We start from the raw sequence: 15,978 nt of genomic DNA, 5'->3' as shown, positions 1-15,978 counted from the left end.
GGCGGTGTCGTTGAGGGGCAGCACGGTCAGGCTCCTCCGGTTCCGGCGGCCGCGAGGACGACGGCCACGGCCAGTACGAGGGACCCGGCGAGCAGCGCGCCGAGATAGGTCTGCGCGTTGCCGGTCTGGGCCCGGCGTACGGCGCCGCCGAGCAGCCGGGGCGCGAGCCCCGCGCCGCGCACGTACGCCTCGACGACCTCGCGGTCCAGGAAGCGTACGAGGCGGGCGGCGGCGCGCACGGGGCGCACGAACAGGACGGCGTACACGGCGTCGAGGTGGAAGCCGTGCGCGGCGTGCCGGTGCAGCGGGCCGAGCAGCAGCCGCCCGGGGTCGGCGGGGTCGCGGGCGGCGGCGATGTCGCCGTACGCCGCCTCGTGGGTGGCGATGGCCTCGGCCTCCGACAGGGCGGGGTCGCCGCCGGGGTGGGCGGCGACGGCGCCCATGGGGACGCGGGCGGCGAGCGCGGTGGTGTGCCGCCACGCGGCGTACATGACGATGAACCCGGCCGCGGCGCAGCCGGTGCCGAGTACGGAGGTGGTGAGCGTGGGCGTCAGGGAGTGGCCGTCGAACCAGTCCGGCAGCACTCCGTTCAGGAGACCGAAGGCGAGGGAGGGGACGGCGAGGGCCCAGAGCACGGCGTTCATGACGAGCGGCTCGCGGCCGTGGTCGGGCGCCTTCTGCGGGCCGTCGCCGCGGAAGGCGAGGAGCCAGAGGCGGGCGGCGTACGCGGCGGTGAGCACGGCGGTCAGCAGCCCGGCGACGAGCACCGTCCACCCGGCGCCGGTGGGGACGCCGGGGGTGTCGCCGTGGGCGGCGTGCTCGGCGGCGACGAGCACGGCCTCCTTGGAGAAGAAGCCCGCGAAGGGCGGGACGGCGGCGAGCGCGAGGAGGGCGACGCCCATCGTCCAGCAGGCGTCGGGGGCGCGCCGGGCGAGGCCGCGCATCCGGGCCATGGCCGCCAGCGAGTTGGTGCCGGCGGCGTGGATGAGCACCCCGGCGCCGAGGAAGAGGAGGGCCTTGAAGGCGCCGTGCGAGACGAGGTGGAAGACGGCCGCGCCACGGTCGGCGACGGCCAGGGCGCCCGCCATGTAGGCGAGTTGGCCGATGGTGGAGTACGCCAGCACGCGCTTCACGTCGTCCTGGGCGAGCGCGGCGAGGGCCGAGCCGACCATGGTGACGGCGGCGGTCGCGGCCAGTACGGACAGGGCGGCGGCGGAGGCGGTGAAGACCGGCAGCAGCCGGGCGACGAAGTAGACGCCCGCGGCGACCATCGTCGCGGCGTGGATCAGCGCGGAGACGGGGGTGGGGCCCGCCATCGCGTCGGGCAGCCACGTGTGCAGGGGAAACAGCGCGGACTTGCCCGCGACCCCGGCGAGGAGCAGCAGGGCGATGAGAGTGGGGTGTTCGAGTTCCCAGCCGGAGAGCGAGGAGCCGATCCGGGTGACGACGGTGCTGATGCGGAAGCTGCCCATCTCGGTGGCCAGCGCCAGGATGCCGATCAGGAACGGCACGTCGCCGAGCTTGGTGACCAGGAACGCCTTGAGGGACGCGTCGCGCGCGGCCCGCGTCTCCCAGTAGTGCCCGACCAGGAAGTAGGAGCAGATGCCCATCACCTCCCAGCCCACGAGCAGCACGATGAGGTCGTCGCTGTAGACGACGAGGAACATCGCGGCGGTGAAGAGGGAGACGAGCGCGGCGTACGAGGTGTAGCGCGGGTCGTCGCGCAGGTAGCCGGTCGAGTAGAGCTGCACGCAGCAGGCGACGACCCCGACGAGGACGGAGACGAGCGCGGCGAAGCCGTCGACGTGCAGGGCGAGTTGGATGGGCAGCGCGTCGTTCCCGGTGGGCGCCAGTTCGGTGGCGGCGCGCAACGCGCCGTTCCGGCCGTGCTCGGCGGCGACGAGGCAGGCGAGGACGGTCGCGGTCACGGTGGGCAGTACGACGAGGGGCCGTACGAAACCGGGTGCCGTACGGCCCAGCAGCAGCGCGGCGACGGCGCCGAGGAACGGCAGCAGCGGGACGAGTACGGCGAGGGTGGTGGTGGTCACGCGGTCTGCCTCCCGGCGGAGTTCCCCTGCTCGCGTTCGCTGGTGTGCGGGTGCGGGGTGCCGCCGGACGCGGTGCCGGGGCCCGCGGCGACGGCGGCCCCGGTCACGGCTGCCTCGGTCACGGCGCCCGCGCGGTCCTCGCGGAGGTCGCGGAGCCGGTCGACGTCGGAGGTGCCCCGGTCGCGGTAGACCATCAGCACGATGGCGAGGCCGATGCCGATCTCGGCGGCGGCGACCGCGATCACGAAGAGGGTGAGCGCCTGGCCGGTGTGCAGGGTGTCGCGGAGCCAGACGTCGAACGCGACGAGGTTGAGGTTGACGGCGTTGAGCATCAGCTCGACCGACATCAGCACCAGGATGACGTTGCGGCGGGCGAGGACGCCGTAGACGCCGACGCTGAAGAGCAGGACGGCGAGGACGGCGGGATAGGCGAGGTGCATCAGCGGCGCCCCTCTGCGTCGGTACCGGAGCCGGGACCCGTGTCGGTGTCGGGCTGGTCGGGCGCGGCGGGCGCGGCGGGGCCGGTGGCGTCGGGGTCCCGTACGGGGCCGGGCCCGGCGGCACGGGGACCGTCCTTGCGGGACAGCACGATGGCGCCGACGAGCGCGGCGAGCAGCAGCACGGACAGCGCCTCGAAGGGCAGGACCCAGTGCCGGAAGAGGCTCTCGCCGGTGACGGCGGTGGAGCCCTGCACCGACGCGTCGAGGTCGATCCAGTACGTGCGGAACGCGTCCACCACGACCGTGACCAGCGTGGCCGCCGAGGCGAGGGCGACCGCGAGCGCCACCGGGCGGTTGCCGGAGTCGGCGTCCGGCGAGTCCCCGATCGGCGCGCGCGTGAGCATCAGCCCGAAGAGGAGGAGGACGACGACGGAACCGACGTAGATGAGCACCTGGACCCACGCGATGAACTCGGCGGTGAGCAGCAGGTACTCGACGGCGATCCCGCCGAGGGCGACGACCAGCCAGAGGGCGGCGTGCACCAGTTTCCGGGTGGTGACGGTGATGACGGCGGCGGCGAGGGTGACGACGCCGACGAGGACGAAGACGATCTCGACGCCGGTGGGCGAGAGGAAGCCGGGGTGTGCGGCGGCGAGGTTCACGCGTCGCCCTCCCGCTCGGGGCGGCCGGGCCGCTCGGGCCGTACGGCCGGTTCCGATGGTTCGGGCCGTACGGGCTGCCCCGCGGCCGGCTGCTCGGCAGCGGCCCGCTCCGCGGCGGCCAGCTTGTCGGCGGTCTTGCGCGCCGCCGCGATCTCCTTCGGCTCCTCCGCCGCCGGATCCAGCGCGGGCGGCTCCGGCACGGTCCACATCCACGCGCGCAGCCGGTCCCGTTCGTGGGTCAGCTCGTGGATGTCGGTCTCCGCGTACTCGAACTCCGGTGACCAGAAGAGCGCGTCGAACGGGCACACCTCGATGCAGATCCCGCAGTACATGCAGAGGGAGAAGTCGATGGCGAAGCGGTCCAGCACGTTCCGGCTGCGTTCGCGCCCGCCGGGCGCGGTGGGCGGCGCCGTCTCCTTGTGCGAGTCGATGTAGATGCACCAGTCGGGGCACTCGCGGGCGCACAGCATGCAGACCGTGCAGTTCTCCTCGAACAGCGCGATGACGCCGCGGCTGCGCGGCGGCAGTTCGGGCTGCGTGTCCGGGTAGTGCTCGGTGACCGACCGCCGGGTCATCGTGCGGAGCGTGACGGCGAGCCCCTTGGCGAGGCCCGCGCCCGGCAGGGAGCGCCGCTTGCCGGACGACCCCGGCGCGGCCCCGGCACCGGGGCCGGGGCTCGGTACGGGGACGGCACCGGGATCGGGATGGGCACCGGCCGTGGACGGCGGGCGGGAAGTCACTGGATCACCACCTTGACGACGCCGGTGAGGGCGATCTGGAGGAGCGCGAGCGGTACGAGGCCGGTCCAGGCCACCCGCTGGATCTGGTCCTCGCGCAGCCGGGGGTAGCTGACGCGCAGCCAGATGACCACGAACGCGAGCACCGACGTCTTCAGCAGCGTCCACACCCAGCCGAGGTCGGCGGCGAACGGGCCGTGCCAGCCGCCGAGGAACAGTACGGTCGTCAGCGCGCACAGCACGACGATCCCGGCGTACTCGGCCAGCAGGAAGAAGGCGAAGCGCAGCCCGGTGTACTCGGTGTACGCGCCGAAGATGATCTCCGAGTCCGCCACCGGCGCGTCGAACGGCGGCCGCTGCAACTCCGCCAGCCCCGCCGTGAAGAAGACGAGGGCGCCGATGATCTGCCAGGGCACCCACCACCACTCGAAGGCGTCGAGGATGCCGGTCAGCGAGGCCGTACCGGCGGCCATCGCGACGGACGCGGCGGCGAGCAGCATCGGCAGCTCGTACGCCATCAGCTGCGCGCCGGTACGGAGGCCGCCGAGGAGGGAGAACTTGTTCGCGGAGGCCCAGCCGCCCATCAGCGAGCCCAGCACGCCGACGCCCATGACGGCGAGGACGAAGAAGATGCCCGCGTCGACGGCCTGCCCGACGCCGCCGTCCGGCGCGAACGGGATCGCGACGAGGACCAGCAGGTACGGGATGAGCGCGACGGCGGGCGCCAGTTGGAAGACGCGCCGGTCGGCGCCGTCCGGGACGATGTCCTCCTTCTGCGCGAACTTGACTCCGTCGGCGACCAGTTGGGCCCAGCCGTGGAAGCCGCCCGCGTACATCGGGCCGACGCGGCCCTGCATGTGCGCCATCACCTTGTGCTCGGTCTGGCCGACGAGCAGGGGCAGGGTCAGGAACGCCACGAGCACGGCGACCAGCCGCAGCGCGACATCGAGCACGTCCATCAGCCCTCGTCCTCCGCGCCCGCGCCGTCCCGGGGGGCGTTCTCGTCGCGTACGCCCTTGCCCGGAGCGCCGTCGTCCGGCGCGGCCTCGCCCGGTACGCCCTCGTCCGGTGCGGGGGTGTCGGTTGCCTCGGCGCCGCCACGGCGTGCGGGCGCGGCGGGCGTACGGCCCGCCTGGTGCCAGGGCGCGTCCGTGGAACGGGCGCCGGGCGCGGGCTTCTCGGGCGCGGGCGCGCCGGGGGCGGACGCGCCAGGCTCCGGCGCGTCGGTCGCGCCCGTGGCGCGCCGGCTCGACGAGCCCTCCCCGCGCGCCGCGCACGCCGGGGTGCGGCGGACGCGTCGGGCGCCGGGGCGCCCGCCTCGGGCGCCTGCTGGCTCGACGAGCCCGCGCCCGCGCTGCGCGCGCGACGTGCGGGCCGTTCGCCCGCCGCCGCGCGTCCGCGCGCCGGTCGGGTGGGCGCGGGCGGCAACTGGCCCTTCAGCGGGCCCCACTCGTTCGGGTCGGGCACGCCCGGCGGCTGCATCTGCCGCCGCTTCGGCCCGCCGTGCCCGGCCTCGCCGGGCTCCTTCGCGCCCGGCCACGCCTTGGCGACCCGCGCGGCGAGGACGAAGTCCTTGCGCAGCGGGTGCCCCTCGAACTCGTCCGGCAGCAGCAGCCGTTCGAGATGCGGGTGGCCGGTGAAGCCCACGCCGAACATCTCGTGCGTCTCGCGCTCGTGCCAGGCGGCTCCCGCGAACACGCCGGTGGCCGTGGGCAGTACGGGCGCCGCGTGCGGCACGGTCGTACGGAGCACCAGCCGCCGCAGCGCCGCCCCGGCGCCGCCGCCCCCGACGGGTGAACCGGACGGGCCGGACGGGCCGGGCGGACCGGGCAGGGCGACGAGGTGGGCGCAGACGTGGAAGCCGGTGCCGGGCTCGTCGACGGCGCTCAACCAGTCGAAGTACGTGCAGCCCAGCGCGTCGCGGGCCGTCTCCAGCGCCGGAATCCACCGCGCCGGCGGGACGTCGACGGTGAGCAGCGCGTACGCCTCCTCGGCGACCGCTCCCTCACCGAACAGCGCGTCGGCGGCGCGCGGCAGCCAGCCCACGGGTCCCTGCGGCGGCGCGGCGGCTTCCGGCGCGTCCGAAGGCTCGGGCGTACCGCTCGGTTCGGGCGTCGCCGCCGGTTCGGGCGTCTCGCTCACCGGTCGCCCTCCCCCGCACCCTCGGCGCGCGAACCGTCAGCTCCGGAAGCCCCGTCGGACCCGGCGGACTCCGGCGCCCGCGCCGGTCCTTCCGCCAGCGGGCTGGTCAGCGCCGCCACCGAGGGGCGCCCACCGCCGGAAGCCACGTCCGCCGACGCCGACGCCGCGTAGCGGCTGCCCGTCGACTCGTGCGCGATCTTCTCCTGGAGCTTCAGGATCCCCTGGAGCAGCGCCTCGGGACGCGGCGGGCAGCCCGGCACGTAGACGTCGACGGGGATGATCTGGTCGACGCCCTTGGTCACCGAGTACGAGTCCCAGTACGGGCCGCCGCAGTTGGAGCAGGCGCCGAACGAGATCACGTACTTCGGCTCGGGCATCTGCTCGTAGAGCCGCCGCACGGCCGGTGCCATCTTGTCCGTGACCGTGCCCGACACGACCATGAGGTCCGCCTGGCGCGGCCCCGGCGCGAACGGGATGACGCCGAGGCGGATGAAGTCGTGCCGGGCCATCGACGCCGCGATGAACTCGATGGCGCAGCAGGCGAGTCCGAAGTTGAAGACCCAGAGGCTGTACCGGCGGCCCCAGTTGAGGACGACCTTCATCGGCTCCGGCGCCAGCCGTGCCAGCGCCCCGAGCCGTGGCGCCGGGGACGCCACGACCGGCGTCGGCAGGTCCACCGCCCCGCCGGAACCCGCGCTCGCTCCCGTACCCGCGCCCGTACCCGGAACCGCGTCCGTACCCGTACCCGTCACGTCCATTCCAGGACGCCCTTCTTCCATGCGTAGAGCAGCCCGACCGTCAGGAACCCCAGGAACACGAACATCTCCACGAGCGTGGTCGCCCCGTAGCCCGGCGCCGCGAAGACCGTCGCCCAGGGGAAGAGGAAGACCGAGTCGACGGCGAAGATGACGTAGAGGAAGGCGTACACGTAGTAGCGGACCTGGGTGTGCGCCCAGCCGTCGCCGACCGGGTCGACGCCGCACTCGTACGTCAGCATCTTCTCGCGCGTCGGTACGACGGGCCGCAGCAGCCGCCCGGCGCCGAAGGCCACCGCGACGAAGCACACGCCCACGACGGCGACCAACCCGACCACCGAGTAGCCGTGGAAATAGTCCGGCACGTCCGTCCCGTCCTCACGTGTTCGCGTGTCCGCGTCCGCAGGGTGGTGGTGCCCCCGCGCGCGTACCTGCCTGCTGACCGTCCGCTCACCGCGTGCTCCGCCCGGTTCCCCGTACGGCGTCCCGCTGCCGGGGCCGCGGTCCCGGCGGGGCCGACGATCTGTACGCAGGGGAGTCTAGGCCCTGACCCCGGTCCCGGCTCCGACCCGTCTCAGGGTGGGGGCGCTTGCCCCCTTTCGCCCGCCCCACGGGGGCGCGGTGGCGACAATGGTAGGGATAACCCCACCCCCACGCCCCCACGCACCCCATGGCGCCAGGGGGGTGGCGAACGTCAGGCTGGCACCCATGCACGCGAGACCGCCGCGCCCCGAGGCGCCCGGGGAGGACCGCGAGACGTCCGGGGCGGACCCGCACACTCCCGGCGCCGGGACCGGGACGCCCGCGACCGCGCCCGGGACACCGGCCGCCGGGCCCGGGACGCCCGCCCCCGAGCGCGAGGTGCCCGCGGAGGAACGCCTCCCCGCCCCTCGCCCGCCCTTCGAGGCGCAGACCTGGCGGGAGATCGCGCACCTCGTCACGAACCTGCCGTTCGGTCTCCTCGGCTTCGTCTACACCACCGCCGTCCTCTTCTTCGGCGCCGGACTGTCGGTGACGGTCGTCGGGCTGCCGCTGCTCGCGCTGGGACTGCTCGGCTGCCGGCAGTTCGGCCGGCTGGAACGGGCGCGGGCCCGCCTGCTGCTGCGGATGCGGATCGACGAGCCCAGCCCCGTCCACGTCCCGACCGACGGCGCCCTGTACTGGCTGTGGGCGCACCTGCGGGACCCGGTCGGCTGGCGGCACGCGCTGTACGCCGTGGTCCGGCTGCCGTGGGACGTGTTCACGTTCGGCTGCACGCTCGTGTGCCTGTTCGTCGGCTGGCCGGTGCTGCCGTGGATCGCGCGGGGGCTGACGAACGTGGACCGGGTGCTCGTACGCGTCCTGCTGTCCCCCTCGGACGTGCTGGAACGCCGTATCGCCGAACTGGAGTCGGATCGGGGGGTGGTGGTCGACACCGCCGCCGCCGACCTCCGCCGCATCGAACGCGACCTCCACGACGGCGCACAAGCCCGACTCGTCGCCCTCGCCATGGGACTCGGCCTCGCCAAGGAAAAACTCCTCGAAGACCCCGAAGCAGCAGCCGCCATGGTCGACGAAGCACACGGCGAAGTGAAACTCGCCCTCCAAGAACTCCGCGACCTCGCCCGCGGCATCCACCCCGCCATCCTCACCGACCGCGGACTCGGCCCCGCCCTCTCCGCCATCGCCACCCGCTGCACCGTCCCCGTACGCGTCACCGTCGACCTCCACCAACGACCCGCCCAAGCCATCGAAGGCATCACCTACTTCACCGTCTCCGAACTCCTCCAGAACATCAGCAAACACGCCCACGCCACCCACGCCACCGTCGACGTCTGGCGCTCCGACAACCGCCTCATGCTCCAAGTCACCGACAACGGCCAAGGCGGCGCCACCACCTCACTCCACAACAGCCCCTCCGGCACCGGCGGCACCGGACTCGCCGGACTCGCAGACCGCCTCCACTCCGTAGACGGCCTCCTCGTACTCGACTCCCCCCACAACGGCCCGACCGTGATCACCGCGGAGCTGCCGTGGCGCCGCCGACCGGTGGCGGAGCCCACCCGGGAGGTGGGGTAAACCCCCTGCCCGAGACACCCACCGGCCTCATGGCCCGGTGCGGTCCGGCGGCGGATGCTGGAGTCAGCCCGCCCGAGGCGGCGGGCGCGTACGGACGGACCCGACGGACGTACGCACGTGCCCGGCACGTACGCGATCCCGGCACGTACGCGACCCGGACGTATCCGACGGAGAAGGAAGCGACACATGGGAACCACGGCCACGGCATCCGGCCCCCCGCAGCCCCGGCAGGCCGGGCTCCGCCCGCCCGGCGTGGCCGAGATCCTGCGCGCGCCCTTCTCGGGGCGTACGTGGGGCGAGTTGCTGTACGTCCTCAGCAGCTTCCCGATCTCCCTCGCGGCCTTCGTCTTCACCCTCACGACGGGCTCCGTCGGCATCGGCCTGCTCATCACCTTCGTGGGCCTGCCGATCCTCGCCGCGGGCCTCTCCTGCTGCCGGGCGTTCGGCCGGATGGAACGGGCGCGGGCCCGGCTGCTGCTCGGCCACGACGTGGCGGAACCCGAACCCGTACGGGCCCTCCAGCGGGGTACGGGCGTACTGGCGTGGACCGGCGCGCTGTTCCGCAGCGGGGTGTCGTGGCGCAGCGCGCTGTACTCGCTGCTGCACTTCCCGTGGGCCGTCTTCCAGTTCGTCCTGGCGACGGTCCTCTGGGTCGACGCCCTGGGACTGCTGCTCTACCCCGCGTGGCAGTGGGTGTTCCCGGAGTACCTGGACCAGCCGGGCATCCAGCTGGGCGGCGACGGCCACACCGGCTTCTTCGTGGACAGCCCGCCCGAGATCGCCGTCGCCTCCGCCGTCGGACTGGTGCTGCTCCTCGTCTCACCCTGGGTGCTGCGCGGCACGACGCAGGTGGACCGGCTGATGGTCACGGGGCTGCTCGGCCCGTCCAAACTGGCCACCCGCGTCTGGGAGCTGGAGTCGGATCGGGGGGTGGTGGTCGACACCGCCGCCGCCGACCTCCGCCGCATCGAACGCGACCTCCACGACGGCGCACAAGCCCGACTCGTCGCCCTCGCCATGGGACTCGGCCTCGCCAAGGAAAAACTCCTCGAAGACCCCGAAGCAGCAGCCGCCATGGTCGACGAAGCACACGGCGAAGTGAAACTCGCCCTCCAAGAACTCCGCGACCTCGCCCGCGGCATCCACCCCGCCATCCTCACCGACCGCGGACTCGGCCCCGCCCTCTCCGCCATCGCCACCCGCTGCACCGTCCCCGTACGCGTCACCGTCGACCTCCACCAACGACCCGCCCAAGCCATCGAAGGCATCACCTACTTCACCGTCTCCGAACTCCTCCAGAACATCAGCAAACACGCCCACGCCACCCACGCCACCGTCGACGTCTGGCGCTCCGACAACCGCCTCATGCTCCAAGTCACCGACAACGGCCAAGGCGGCGCCACCACCTCACTCCACAACAGCCCCTCCGGCACCGGCGGCACCGGACTCGCCGGACTCGCAGACCGCCTCCACTCCGTAGACGGCCTCCTCGTACTCGACTCCCCCCACAACGGCCCGACTACTGTGACGGCCGAACTGCCGTGGCGGGACTGACCGGTCCCCCGACCCCTCACGCCACGCGCTGAACCCTCCGTGCCCCGACCGCGTCCGCCCTCCCGGCGGGCGCGGCCGGGGTGCGGGGGCATTCCCGTGCGCGGGTCGGGGGCGGACAAGATGGAGGACGGACGTGCGTGTGGTCATCGCCGAGGACTCGGTGCTGCTCAGAGAAGGGCTCACACGGCTGCTGACGGACCGCGGGCACGAGGTCGTCGCCGGTGTCGGCGACGGCGAGGCGCTGGTGCGCACGGTGGCCGAGCTGGCCGCCGCGGAACGGCTCCCGGACGTGGTCGTGGCGGACGTACGGATGCCGCCGACGCACACCGACGAGGGCGTACGGGCCGCGGTGCAGCTGCGCGCCGCGCATCCGGGACTGGGGGTGCTGGTGTTGTCGCAGTACGTGGAGGAGCAGTACGCGACGGAGCTGCTCGCCGGGTCCACCCACGGCGTCGGCTACCTGCTGAAGGACCGCGTCGCGGAGGTGCGCGAGTTCGTGGACGCGGTCGTACGGGTCGCCCAGGGCGGTACGGCGCTCGACCCGGAGGTCGTCGCGCAGCTGCTGGGACGCAGCCGCAAGCAGGACGTGCTGTCGGCGCTCACCCCGCGGGAGCGCGAGGTGCTGGGGCTGATGGCGGAGGGGCGTACGAACTCGGCCATCGCCGGGCAGCTGGTGGTCAGCCACGGGGCGGTGGAGAAGCACGTCAGCAACATCTTCCAGAAGCTGGGGCTGTCCCCGAGTGACGGGGATCACCGTCGTGTGCTGGCGGTGCTGCGCTACCTCAACTCGTAGCCTGCGAAGCGTACGGGCGGTACGGGACCGTACCGCCCGGTGCGGGGCCGGAACCGTACGGTCCGGCGCGGGGCGCGGACGGACCCGTACGGGAGGGGACCGGTCGTCGGCCCGCGGAAGCAGTCTCTGGGCGTCTCACCAGTGTCCGGCGAGCGACGACCGGCAGGATCGGGACGCACGTAGGATGACGGCGAGCGCCGCCTCAGGGGAGGTCAGATTTACCGTGACCAGTCAGGTCAACAGCCCGGCCGAGGAACGGCCGTCCACCGAGAAGGAAGTACGGCAGCTCGACCGGGTGATCATCCGGTTCGCGGGTGACTCCGGCGACGGCATGCAGCTCACGGGTGACCGCTTCACCTCCGAGACGGCGTCCTTCGGGAACGACCTGTCCACGCTGCCGAACTTCCCCGCCGAGATCCGCGCCCCCGCAGGGACCCTGCCGGGCGTCTCCAGCTTCCAGCTGCACTTCGCGGACCACGACATCCTCACCCCGGGCGACGCCCCGAACGTACTGGTGGCGATGAACCCGGCCGCGTTGAAGGCCAACATCGGGGACCTGCCGCGCGGCGCCGAACTCATCATCAACACCGACGAGTTCAACAAGCGCGCGATGGCCAAGGTGGGCTACGACACCAGCCCCCTGGAGGACGGTTCGCTGGACGGGTACAGCGTGCACCAGGTGCCGCTGACCACGCTGACCGTCGAGGCGCTGAAGGACTACGACCTGGGCCGCAAGGAAGCGGGCCGGTCGAAGAACATGTTCGCGCTCGGGCTGCTGTCGTGGATGTACCACCGGCCCACGGCGTCCACCGAGCAGTTCCTGCGGACGAAGTTCGCGAAGAAGCCGCAGGTCGCGGAGGCCAACGTCGCGGCGTACCGCGCGGGCTGGAACTTCGGCGAGACCACCGAGGACTTCGCCGTCAGCTACGAGGTGGCGCCCGCCACCACCGCGTTCCCACCGGGGACGTACCGGAACATCTCGGGCAACCTGGCGCTGTCGTACGGCCTGATCGCCGCCGCCCAGCAGGCGGACCTGCCGCTGTTCCTCGGCTCGTACCCGATCACGCCCGCCTCCGACGTGCTGCACGAGCTGTCCAAGCACAAGAACTTCGGCGTCCGCACCTACCAGGCGGAGGACGAGATCGCCGCCATCGGCGCGGCGCTCGGCGCCTCCTTCGGCGGCTCGCTCGGCATCACCACCACGTCCGGGCCGGGTGTCGCGCTCAAGTCCGAGACCATCGGCCTCGCCGTCTCCCTCGAACTGCCGCTGCTGATCGTCGACATCCAGCGCGGCGGGCCCAGCACCGGTCTGCCCACCAAGACCGAGCAGGCCGACCTGCTCCAGGCGATGTACGGGCGGAACGGCGAGGCGCCGGTGCCGATCGTGGCGCCCGCGACGCCCGCGGACTGCTTCACGGCGGCGCTGGACGCGGCCCGTATCGCGCTGACGTACCGGACGCCGGTCTTCCTGCTGTCCGACGGGTACCTGGCCAACGGCTCCGAGCCGTGGCGCGTCCCCGAGGTGGACACCCTGCCCGACCTGCGGGTGCAGTTCGCGCAGGCGCCGAACCACCAGCTGGACGACGGCACCGAGGTGTTCTGGCCGTACAAGCGCGACCCGGAGACGCTCGCCCGGCCGTGGGCCGTGCCCGGCACGCCCGGTCTGGAGCACCGGATCGGCGGCATCGAGAAGCAGGACGGGTCGGGCAACATCTCGTACGACCCGGCCAACCACGAGTTCATGGTGCGGACCCGGCAGGCGAAGGTCGACGGGATCGAGGTCCCGGACCTCGTCGTCGACGACCCCGGGATCGAGGAGGAAGGGCCCGCGCGGGTGCTGGTGCTCGGCTGGGGGTCGACCTTCGGGCCGATCACCGCAGCCGTACGGCGCATCCGGCGCGGCGGGGGCCGGATCGCGCAGGGGCATCTGCGTCACCTCAACCCCTTCCCGCGCAACCTGGGCGAGGAGCTGCGGCGGTACGACAAGGTCGTCGTGCCGGAGATGAACCTCGGCCAGCTGGCCGCGCTGCTGCGCGCCAAGTACCTCGTCGATGCGCAGTCCCTGACGCAGGTCCGCGGACTGCCGTTCAAGGCGGAACAGCTCGCGAACGCTCTCAAGGAGGCCATAGACAATGGCTGAGCAGCTCATGGAGGGGCCTGATACCCGGGAGCCGGGGGATCGCGGCCTGCTGTCCCTGGTGCCGAAGGCCGAGGGCAAGCAGTCGATGAAGGACTTCAAGTCCGACCAGGAGGTCCGCTGGTGCCCCGGCTGCGGTGACTACGCGGTGCTGGCGGCGGTGCAGGGCTTCATGCCGGAGCTGGGGCTGGCGAAGGAGAACATCGTCTTCGTCTCCGGCATCGGCTGCTCGTCCCGCTTCCCGTACTACATGAACACCTTCGGGATGCACTCCATCCACGGCCGCGCCCCGGCCATCGCGACGGGGCTGGCCTCGGCGCGGCGGGACCTGTCGGTGTGGGTCGTCACGGGTGACGGCGACGCGCTCTCCATCGGCGGCAACCACCTGATCCACACGCTGCGGCGCAACGTGAACCTGAAGATCCTGCTGTTCAACAACCGGATCTACGGGCTCACCAAGGGGCAGTACTCCCCGACCTCGGAGCCCGGGAAGATCACCAAGTCGACGCCGATGGGGTCGCTCGAAGCCCCCTTCAACCCGGTGTCGCTGGCGATCGGGGCGGAGGCGTCGTTCGTCGCCCGCACGGTCGACTCGGACCGCAAGCACCTCACGTCGGTGCTGCGGGCCGCCGCCGAACACCCGGGCACGGCGCTCGTCGAGATCTACCAGAACTGCAACATCTTCAACGACGGCGCCTTCGAGATCCTCAAGGACAAGGAGCAGGCGCAGGAGGCCGTGATCCGGCTGGAGCACGGTGAGCCGATCCGCTTCGGCGCGCCCTGGCTGGAGACGGACGGCGGCGACGGGCTCGGGGCACGCGGTGTGGTGCGCGACCCGGCGACGGGTGACCTGCGGATCATCGACGTCGCGGAGCACGGCACCGGGGACGTCCTCGTCCACGACGCGCACTCGGCCTCGCCGACGACCGCCTTCGCGCTGTCCCGGCTGGCCGACCCGGACACCCTGCACCACACGCCGATCGGCGTGCTGCGGGACGTCGAACGGCCGGTCTACGAGTCGCTGATGTCCGACCAGCTGGAGCAGGCCGTGCAGCTCAACGGTAAGGGCGAGCTGGGCTCCCTGCTCGCGGGCCGCGACACCTGGACCGTCGTCGGCTGAACCTCCGGGCACCGGCCGGACCGCCCCGGCTGTCCGGCCCGCGCCCCGCACCCGGCTGTCATGACCGTCATTCGGAACGGAAATGACAGCCGGGTTTTTCGGCGTTACCTTCATGGGTGTCTCGCCCCAGCTCCCGGAGGAAACCAGATGCAGCCGTCGAGCCAGACCCGGACCGGTCTCGTCTTCGGGCTCGCCGCCTACGGGATGTGGGGCCTCCTTCCTCTCTACTGGCACCTGCTGGAATCCACCCCCGCGGCCGAGACCCTCGCGCACCGCATGGTGTGGTCGCTGCCCACGGCGGTCGCGATACTCGTGCTCCTGCGCCGCTGGGGATGGATACGGCCGCTGCTGAAGGAGCCCCGGAGGATAGGGCTGCTGTTCCTCGCCGCCTCGGTGATCTCCGTGAACTGGGGCCTGTTCATCTGGGCGGTCGCCAACGACCGCGTCATCGAAGCCTCCCTCGGCTACTTCATCAACCCCCTCGTCTCGATCGCGTTCGGCGTGCTGCTGCTGCGGGAACGGCTGCGGCGCACCCAGTGGCTGGCCGTCGCCATCGGCGTGCTGGCGGTCGTCGTCCTGTCCGTCGGCTACGGCCAACTGCCCTGGCTGTCCATCGTCCTGGCCTTCAGCTTCGCCACGTACGGGCTGCTGAAGAAGCGCGTGCAGCTGGACGGCGTCGAGAGCTTCAGCACCGAGACGGCCATGCAGTTCCTCCCGGCGCTCGGCGTCCTCCTCTATCTCGGCTCCCGGGGCGAGGCCACCTTCGCCACGGACGGTCCCGCGCACGCCCTGCTGCTGGCGTGCACCGGTATCGCCACCGCGCTGCCGCTGATCTTCTTCGGCGCCGCGGCCGTACGGCTGCCGCTGTCGACCATCGGGCTCCTCCAGTACATGGCTCCCGCGTTCATGTTCGTCCTCGGGCTGCTGGTCTTCCACGAGCCGATGCCGGCCGAACGCTGGGCGGGCTTCGGGCTGGTGTGGGCCGCGCTCGTGCTGCTGACCTGGGACGCCCTGCGGCACGCCCACCGGGGGCGGGCCGAGTTGCGGGCGCGGGCCGCGGAGGCCGCCGCGACCGCCGCCGCGGGTCAGGCGTCGAGCGAGGCCACCACGGAGTCCATCACCGCCCGCCAGTGAGTCCGCTGCCGCTCCCGCTCCTCCGGACCGGCCAGCCACTCCTGATGGAAGCGCAGCACGCTTCTCTCCTCCGATCCGCGTGACGCGGTGACCGCGACCTGCACGGTCGTGTCGTGGTCCCAGCCGGAGGGCCGCCACGTCAGCCGGATGCGGTCACCGGGGCGGTAGCTGCGCACCTCCCCCACCGTGCCGTCGTCGGTCTCGTACGCCCGCCCCTTCGCGCCGTCGTGCAGGTCGACACCGTCACCGAGCCAGCACGACAGGCCCTCCGGTCCGGTGATGAAGTCCCATACGGCGCCGGGCGGATGCCCGAGGGTCTTCGAGACGCCGATCTCCCACCCGGCGTCCCGGGTGAGCCCGGTGGGCAACCGGCCCCCGAACTCCGGGGAGTCCCCGGC

Annotated in this window: 15 protein-coding genes and 1 pseudogene; 6 read left to right on the top strand and 10 right to left on the bottom strand. The window is 72.7% G+C overall.

Annotation, left to right across the window (positions count from 1 at the left end; translation table 11 throughout):
- Positions 1-26: 26 nt before the first annotated feature.
- From D7M15_RS17785 to D7M15_RS17750, 9 genes and pseudogenes are all read right to left on the bottom strand, one after another.
- The gene (locus D7M15_RS17785) at positions 27-2,048 is read right to left on the bottom strand and encodes an NADH-quinone oxidoreductase subunit L (RefSeq protein WP_121518419.1); all 2,022 of its coding nucleotides are present in this window, start codon (positions 2,046-2,048) and stop codon (positions 27-29) included.
- The gene (nuoK, locus tag D7M15_RS17780; protein ID WP_121518418.1) at positions 2,045-2,488 is read right to left on the bottom strand and encodes an NADH-quinone oxidoreductase subunit NuoK; all 444 of its coding nucleotides are present in this window, start codon (positions 2,486-2,488) and stop codon (positions 2,045-2,047) included. Before nuoK ends, D7M15_RS17785 begins: the two co-directional genes overlap by 4 nt.
- The gene (locus D7M15_RS17775) at positions 2,488-3,150 is read right to left on the bottom strand and encodes an NADH-quinone oxidoreductase subunit J (protein ID WP_121518417.1); all 663 of its coding nucleotides are present in this window, start codon (positions 3,148-3,150) and stop codon (positions 2,488-2,490) included. Before D7M15_RS17775 ends, nuoK begins: the two co-directional genes overlap by 1 nt.
- The gene (locus D7M15_RS17770) at positions 3,147-3,890 is read right to left on the bottom strand and encodes an NADH-quinone oxidoreductase subunit I (protein ID WP_121520952.1); all 744 of its coding nucleotides are present in this window, start codon (positions 3,888-3,890) and stop codon (positions 3,147-3,149) included. Before D7M15_RS17770 ends, D7M15_RS17775 begins: the two co-directional genes overlap by 4 nt.
- On the bottom strand, positions 3,887-4,849 hold the full coding sequence (locus tag D7M15_RS17765; RefSeq protein ID WP_121520951.1) for a complex I subunit 1 family protein: 963 nt from the start codon (positions 4,847-4,849) through the stop codon (positions 3,887-3,889). Before D7M15_RS17765 ends, D7M15_RS17770 begins: the two co-directional genes overlap by 4 nt.
- Positions 4,846-5,337, bottom strand: coding sequence for a hypothetical protein (locus D7M15_RS29545; protein ID WP_346428840.1), 492 nt, complete (start codon positions 5,335-5,337; stop codon positions 4,846-4,848). The genes D7M15_RS17765 and D7M15_RS29545 overlap by 4 nt, the downstream gene beginning before the upstream one ends.
- A 164-nt stretch (positions 5,338-5,501) precedes the next feature.
- A pseudogene (locus D7M15_RS29540) lies at positions 5,502-5,933 on the bottom strand (NADH-quinone oxidoreductase subunit C); the annotation flags it as partial.
- A 92-nt stretch (positions 5,934-6,025) separates the two neighbouring features.
- Positions 6,026-6,631, bottom strand: coding sequence for an NADH-quinone oxidoreductase subunit B (locus D7M15_RS17755; RefSeq protein ID WP_240649678.1), 606 nt, complete (start codon positions 6,629-6,631; stop codon positions 6,026-6,028).
- Positions 6,632-6,777: 146 nt separating this feature from the next.
- Positions 6,778-7,149, bottom strand: coding sequence for an NADH-quinone oxidoreductase subunit A (locus tag D7M15_RS17750; RefSeq protein ID WP_121518416.1), 372 nt, complete (start codon positions 7,147-7,149; stop codon positions 6,778-6,780).
- Between the two features lie 343 nt (positions 7,150-7,492).
- Here D7M15_RS17750 and D7M15_RS17745 point away from each other — a divergent pair, with 343 nt between their 5' ends.
- The 6 genes from D7M15_RS17745 (at position 7,493) to rarD (ending at position 15,580) form a co-directional block, all read left to right on the top strand.
- Positions 7,493-8,842, top strand: a complete 1,350-nt coding sequence (locus tag D7M15_RS17745; RefSeq protein WP_121518415.1) for a sensor histidine kinase — start codon at positions 7,493-7,495, stop codon at positions 8,840-8,842.
- A gap of 186 nt (positions 8,843-9,028) precedes the next feature.
- Positions 9,029-10,396, top strand: a complete 1,368-nt coding sequence (locus tag D7M15_RS17740; RefSeq protein ID WP_121518414.1) for a sensor histidine kinase — start codon at positions 9,029-9,031, stop codon at positions 10,394-10,396.
- 133 nt (positions 10,397-10,529) lie between these two features.
- Complete coding sequence (locus tag D7M15_RS17735) at positions 10,530-11,189, top strand: response regulator transcription factor (RefSeq protein WP_346428813.1); 660 nt, start codon at positions 10,530-10,532, stop codon at positions 11,187-11,189.
- Positions 11,190-11,412: 223 nt separating this feature from the next.
- On the top strand, positions 11,413-13,329 hold the full coding sequence (locus tag D7M15_RS17730; RefSeq protein ID WP_240649356.1) for a 2-oxoacid:acceptor oxidoreductase subunit alpha: 1,917 nt from the start codon (positions 11,413-11,415) through the stop codon (positions 13,327-13,329).
- Positions 13,322-14,446, top strand: coding sequence for a 2-oxoacid:ferredoxin oxidoreductase subunit beta (locus D7M15_RS17725; RefSeq protein ID WP_206337381.1), 1,125 nt, complete (start codon positions 13,322-13,324; stop codon positions 14,444-14,446). The genes D7M15_RS17730 and D7M15_RS17725 overlap by 8 nt, the downstream gene beginning before the upstream one ends.
- A 147-nt stretch (positions 14,447-14,593) precedes the next feature.
- Positions 14,594-15,580, top strand: a complete 987-nt coding sequence (gene rarD / locus D7M15_RS17720) for an EamA family transporter RarD (RefSeq protein ID WP_121518411.1) — start codon at positions 14,594-14,596, stop codon at positions 15,578-15,580.
- On the opposite strand, the gene D7M15_RS29095 is transcribed toward rarD, so the two are convergent.
- Entirely contained in the window at positions 15,532-15,948 is a 417-nt protein-coding gene (locus D7M15_RS29095) for an SRPBCC domain-containing protein (protein WP_240649677.1), read from the bottom strand. The two genes, rarD and D7M15_RS29095, sit on opposite strands and share 49 nt — an antisense overlap.
- Between the last annotated feature and the right edge of the window lie 30 nt (positions 15,949-15,978).

Origin of the sequence: Streptomyces sp. Z26 (genome assembly GCF_003665095.1) — a bacterium.
Classification (GTDB): Bacteria; Actinomycetota; Actinomycetes; order Streptomycetales; family Streptomycetaceae; genus Streptomyces; species Streptomyces phytohabitans.
Note: the sequence above shows the minus strand (reverse complement) of the source record. Positions and strands in the feature narration are given on the sequence as shown.

What these genes read in the sequence shown, in the direction of transcription:
- nuoK (WP_121518418.1), bottom strand. Translation starts at nt 2,488, where the DNA reads ATGCACCTCGCCTATCCCGCCGTCCTCGCCGTCCTGCTCTTCAGCGTC.
- D7M15_RS17755 (WP_240649678.1), bottom strand. Translation starts at nt 6,631, where the DNA reads ATGAAGGTCGTCCTCAACTGGGGCCGCCGGTACAGCCTCTGGGTCTTC.
- D7M15_RS17745 (WP_121518415.1), top strand. Translation starts at nt 7,493, where the DNA reads ATGCACGCGAGACCGCCGCGCCCCGAGGCGCCCGGGGAGGACCGCGAG.
- D7M15_RS17740 (WP_121518414.1), top strand. Translation starts at nt 9,029, where the DNA reads ATGGGAACCACGGCCACGGCATCCGGCCCCCCGCAGCCCCGGCAGGCC.
- D7M15_RS17725 (WP_206337381.1), top strand. Translation starts at nt 13,322, where the DNA reads ATGGCTGAGCAGCTCATGGAGGGGCCTGATACCCGGGAGCCGGGGGAT.
- rarD (WP_121518411.1), top strand. Translation starts at nt 14,594, where the DNA reads ATGCAGCCGTCGAGCCAGACCCGGACCGGTCTCGTCTTCGGGCTCGCC.